Source organism: Sphaerobacter sp., assembly GCF_019683595.1.
In the GTDB taxonomy this organism is placed as follows: domain Bacteria; phylum Chloroflexota; class Chloroflexia; order Thermomicrobiales; family Thermomicrobiaceae; genus Sphaerobacter.
Genome location: NZ_JADGHZ010000217.1, coordinates 1 through 5,221, shown reverse-complemented (window position 1 = coordinate 5,221; position 5,221 = coordinate 1). Strand labels below are relative to the sequence as shown.

Below are 5,221 nucleotides of genomic sequence, written 5' to 3'. Positions count from 1 at the left end.
TGCCCGGGGCTCAAGCCGCCGGGCTGACATTGGGTAAGCCCACTAAAGGGGCTACGATGACCACGCGCAGGCGGATCCGCTCCAGCACCCCACCGGGCGCACGATCCCCAGCCCCTTCAGTGGGCTTCGCTTTCTCAGCCCGGCGGCTTTAGCCCCGGGCACGGGCCACGCCGTGTGATCCGTCGCACCACTCATCTCGCGTCCCAACGGCGGCGCGGAAAACCCCGGCGCCGCATCGTGCCGCGTCATGCCAAAGCGGCGGCTGGGGCCGTCGCACCCGACATCGTTGCCCAGTCCGGGGTTTACCCCCTGACACCAACCACGGCACACCCGCGCGTGCGGGTGCACGCCTCGTGCAATAATCCCGCTTCATGGCCCATGTATCGCCGGGAGGTGAGGATCGATGGAGCGGCTCGGCCACGATATTGCGCGCCTCTACGAACGCGCGATTGTCGACACCGGCAAAGAACCGGAGTTCTTCATCCTGATCGCGTTCCTGGTTACCTTCATCATCGTGCGCGTCATCACCCACGCCATCCACGACGATAAGGGTCGGCTGCGCAATATCACCGTCGGGAGTTTGCACATCCACCACCTGGTGTGGGGCATCCTCCTCCTGTTGATCACAGGCTACCTGGCGCTGGCGTTCGATGCGCCGCAGTGGCGGACGACGCTGTCGGTGCTGTTCGGTGTCGGCGCGGCGCTTACGCTCGATGAGTTTGCACTCTGGCTGCACCTTCAGGATGTCTACTGGGCCAAGGAGGGGCGCAGCTCGGTGGATGCCGTGGTCATCACGGCGACGATCCTGGCGATCTTCCTGCTGGGTCAGGACTTCTGGATCGGCACTGGTCGCCTCATCGGCCGCTTCTTCGGCCAGCTCTGAGGGGAAAGGCGCCTCAGGTGGCGGGCTATACTGTGGGTGTGGCCAGGACAGTGCATCGCATCACGGAGTGGCGGCGCGACGGTGAGCACGGCGGCGAAGGGGCGGGGAGACCGTACAGGCGCGACGCGGCTGCGCCGGGCTGTGATCGCCATCTTCTCCCCCGCCCGGCGCATCTATGCGATTGACCTGCTCTGGCGCGCCGGGCGCAGTTTCTTCGGGCTACAGGGGCAGATCTACGCTGCGGCGATCTCCTACTACGTGCTGTTCTCCTTCTTCCCGCTCATGCTCCTGTCGGTCGCCGTCCTCGGGTGGTTCGTGCGCGACCCCAACGTCAACGCGACGATCACCAGGGCAGTGCTGGCGCAGATCCCGCCGGAGTTGGGGCTGCAAGAGCCGGTCGAGGGGCTGCTCGACGACCTGGGTGCCCCAGGTGGGGGAGTGTTCGGCCTGATCGGGTTGATCGGGTTGGCCTGGACAGCGAGCGGCGTCTTCGGGGCGCTCCGGCGTGTGCTAAACCGGGTGTTTGACGTCCCCGGTACCCGCTCCTTCGTCCACGCACGCGCGGTTGACCTCCTGGCCATGATTTCCGTCCCGACGCTCTTGATTTTCTCGACGTTGCTGACGCTGGGGCTCCGGCTCGTCCGCACGTTTGCCAGCGATTACTTCGACGGGCTGCTGATCCGCGTGGCGTGGGGTGTGGTGTTCCTCCTGCTGCCGCTGGCGACGTCGTTCATGGTGTTCCTGCTCCTTTACCGGCTGGTGCCGAACCTGCGGCCGGAGTTTGCCGATCTCTGGGCGGGCGCGCTGTTCGCTGCGGTGGGGTTCGAGCTGGCGAAGGTGGGGTTTGGGCTGTACATAACGACGGTGGGCGATTTCCAGAGCGTCTATGGCCCGCTGGGTGGCGCGGTCACCTTCCTCGTCTTCGTCTACCTGGTGGCGAACGTGGTCATTTTCGGCGGCGGCATCGTCGCCGAGCGGAGGCGGGACCGGGTTGGTCGGAAGGCATGAGTGGGCGAATTGCGTATTCCGTGCTGCGTCGGTCCGCAGCGGGCGGGTGATCGGCCCTAGCGGGCGATGGCGATGAGGCGGAGGCGGCGGTAGTCGGCGTACCAGGTGCCGTCGCGGTAGTGATCGGGGCGGAGGCGCTCCTCAACGGCGCGGATGACGGTGTCGCGTGCGTCGGTGGGGACGCCGGCCAGCAGGCGATCGCCGAACATGGTGAGCCAGAGGCGCAGCCCGTCGGCCCCACCGTCCAGGGGCGTCGGCCGGTCGACGAGGGCCATCCAGATCGGTTCCAGACCATGGCGCTCCAGTACCGTCGCGTACTCGCCGATGCTCGGGAAGTACCACGGGGTGCGCACGGGGGTATAGCCGGCCGCCTCGACAGCGTCCGCCACCGCAGTGACGACGGCTGCGACGTTCCCATGGCCGCCGAACTCGGCGACGAGCCGCCCGCCAGGCCGCAGCGCACGCCGGATGGACGCTGCGGCGCCCTCGGCGTCGCTGATCCAATGGAGCACGGCGTTAGAGAAGACGGCGTCGAACGGGCGATCGGGGGCCAGGTGGGTGGCGTCGCCGACCTCGAAGGGGAGATCCGGGTAGTTCGCGCGGGCCTGGGCGATCATGGCAGGGTCGCGGTCGATGCCGGTGACGTGCACGCCGCGGTCGGCGATGGCGCGGGTCAGGTGTCCGGTCCCGCAGCCGAGGTCGAGGATCCGCTCGCCCGGCTGGGGAGCGAGCAGGTCGATCAAGTCGCTGCCGTACTCCCAGATGAAGGCGAAGTGCGCATCGTAGCCCCGGGCGTCCCAGCTCGGCTCGGGTTCGGTCTGCCGCGTCGTCACGTGTGGCCCTCCCTCGCTCCACGATTCGATCGTCCGGCCGCAGTCTACCGCCGTCCGGCGGCGTTGCGCGACCTTGCGCCGGGGTGAGGGAACGCGCATAGTGCGGCCAGAATGCCGTGTCGTGACGTGTGGGGCACGCGGTGTGCCGCGCTGGAATGGTGGGGAGCGACGAAAGGAGGCGCATGATGCGTTTGGGGTTCATCGGGCTCGGGAAGATGGGGAAGCCGATGACCCGCAACCTGCTGCGGGCTGGCTACGAGGTCACGATCCACAACCGGAGCCGTGCCGTCGTGGAGGAACTGAGCGGGGAGGGCGCGAAGCCGGCGACGTCGCCGCGGGAGGTCGCCGAAGCGGCCGATCTGGTGTTCACCTGCCTGCCGACCCCCGCCACGGTCGAGGAGGTCTACCTCGGCGAGAACGGCCTGATCTCGGCGGCGCGCGAGGGGCAGATCCTGGTGGACTGCTCGACCGTCGGCCCGGCGTTGAGCCGGCAACTCTACGCCGCGGCACAGGAGCGGGGCGCGGGATTTCTCGATGCCCCCGTCAGCGGCGGCCCGGCCGGGGCGGAGTCGGCGACGCTGACCATCATGGTGGGCGGCGACAAGGACGTGCTGGATCGGGCGATGCCGGTGCTCAAGGCGCTGGGGACGAACATCCACCACGTCGGCCCCTCCGGCTCCGGCACGGTGGTCAAGCTGGTGAACCAGTTGCTGGTCGGGATCAACATGGCCGCCGTCGCCGAAGCGGTCGTCTTCGGCGTGAAGGCGGGGGCCGACCCGCAGGCGCTGCTCGACGTGCTCCAGTCGAGCTTCGGCAGCAGCCGGATGCTGACGCGCGGGCTGCCGCTGATCATGGACCGGCAGTTCGAAGGCGGCACGCCGATCAACCTGATCCTGAAGGATCTGGGCCTCATCCACGAGGTGGGGTCTGCGCTCGACGTACGGCTCATGCTGGGCGCGGTGGCGCAGGAGGCATTCAAAGAAGGGCGAGCCTTGGGCCTCGGGAACGAGGACATGGTGGCGCTGGTGAAGCCGCTTGAGCGGCTGGCCGGAGTCGAGGTGCGGCGGACGGAGTGACGCCGGTCGTGGCCGCCGGCCTGGGTGATCGGGCGCGCTGGTAAATGCGAGGTGATCAGCGATGGTGGGCGTGGAAGTGGCGATCATCCTGGTGCTGCTGGGGATCAACGCGGTCCTGGCAGCCTCGGAGATCGCCATCGTGTCGGCACGCAAGACGCGCTTGCGCGCCCTGGCGGACGACGGCAACGAAGCGGCCGCGCAAGTCCTCGCCTTGAATGAGAACCCCAGCGCGTTCCTCGCCACCATCCAGGTGGGGATCACCCTGGCCGGCTTCTTCTCATCGGCTGTGGGCGCGGTCAGCCTGGTGGAGGTGCTGGGCGCCTGGCTGGCGGACAGCGGCGTACCTTTCATCCAGAGCAACGCGGAGGGGCTGGCGCTGGTCGTCGTCACCGGCGCGATCTCGTTCGTCAGCATCATCTTCGGCGAACTCGTCCCGAAGACGCTCGCCGTCCGCCGGGCGGACACGCTGGCGCTCATCGTCGTCCGGCCGGTCCAGTGGCTGGCTACGGTGATGCGGCCGTTCGTGGTCCTGCTGACCGCCACGACCAACCTCATCCTGCGATTGTTCCGCGTGGAGAGCCGGGCGTCGCTCCCTGGGCTCACCGCCGACGAGCTGCTCGCCATGCTGGAGACCGCGGAGGACGAGGGCTTGGTCGAGGCCGAGGAGGCCGACCTGATCGAGGAGGCGTTCCAGTTCGGCCGGACCACCGCCCGGAGCGTGATGGTCCCGCGGGTCGACGTGGTCGCGCTGGAGGCATCCACCACGCTCGGTGAGGCGGTCGACCGGTTCTTCACGACCGGCTTCTCTCGCATCCCGGTCTACCAGGAGTCGCTGGATGCCATCGTCGGGATCCTCTACGTCAAGGATGTCTTCCGTATCCTCTGGAGCGACCCCGATGCGGCGGCGCGGCCATGCGGGGAGGTCGTGCGCCCGGCCTACTTCGTGCCAGATGCCAAGCCGATCGACGAACTACTGCGCGAGTTGCGTGCCCGGCGTACGCACATGGCCATCTGCGTCGACGAGTTCGGCGGCACGGCCGGCCTGGTCACCCTGGAGGATCTGATCGAGGAGCTGGTCGGCGAGATCACCGACGAGTTCGACCCGGGGTACGAGCCGTTCCGCGAGGTCTCGCCGGGCGTGCTGGAGGTCGACGGTCGTGCCTCCGTCGGCGATCTGCTCGACCGGCTGGAGTTGGAACCGGAGGTCATCGGCCCGGTCGAGGCGGAATCCGTCGGCGGGCTGATCACCGACCGGCTGGGGCGCATCCCGGTCCAAGGGGACTCGGTCGTGACCGGCCCACTGCGGCTCACCGTCCTCACGATGACCGGCCACCGCCCGGGCCGCGTGCGCGTCGCCTTCCAGGCGGAGCCGGAAGGCGACGGGCGGTAAATGGCGAGGCGCGCCCGGTGCTGGCGTTGGG

At 68.6% G+C, this 5,221-nt stretch carries 5 protein-coding genes; 4 read left to right on the top strand and 1 reads right to left on the bottom strand.

Annotation, left to right across the window (positions count from 1 at the left end):
• Positions 1 to 403 precede the first annotated feature (403 nt).
• A complete protein-coding gene (locus IRZ30_RS15415) occupies positions 404 to 883 on the top strand; it encodes a hypothetical protein (RefSeq protein WP_294086415.1) in 480 nt (159 codons plus the stop codon).
• Between the two features lie 81 nt (positions 884 to 964).
• On the top strand, positions 965 to 1,891 hold the full coding sequence (locus IRZ30_RS15410) for a YihY/virulence factor BrkB family protein (RefSeq protein ID WP_294086414.1): 927 nt from the start codon (positions 965 to 967) through the stop codon (positions 1,889 to 1,891).
• 56 nt (positions 1,892 to 1,947) lie between these two features.
• Here the strand turns inward: IRZ30_RS15410 and IRZ30_RS15405 are convergent, their stop codons facing one another.
• Positions 1,948 to 2,724, bottom strand: a complete 777-nt coding sequence (locus tag IRZ30_RS15405) for a trans-aconitate 2-methyltransferase (protein ID WP_294086412.1) — start codon at positions 2,722 to 2,724, stop codon at positions 1,948 to 1,950.
• 182 nt (positions 2,725 to 2,906) lie between these two features.
• Here IRZ30_RS15405 and IRZ30_RS15400 point away from each other — a divergent pair, with 182 nt between their 5' ends.
• Both IRZ30_RS15400 and IRZ30_RS15395 read left to right on the top strand, forming a co-directional pair.
• On the top strand, positions 2,907 to 3,800 hold the full coding sequence (locus IRZ30_RS15400) for an NAD(P)-dependent oxidoreductase (protein ID WP_294086411.1): 894 nt from the start codon (positions 2,907 to 2,909) through the stop codon (positions 3,798 to 3,800).
• Between the two features lie 61 nt (positions 3,801 to 3,861).
• Positions 3,862 to 5,190, top strand: a complete 1,329-nt coding sequence (locus IRZ30_RS15395) for a hemolysin family protein (RefSeq protein ID WP_294086409.1) — start codon at positions 3,862 to 3,864, stop codon at positions 5,188 to 5,190.
• Positions 5,191 to 5,221 lie beyond the last annotated feature (31 nt).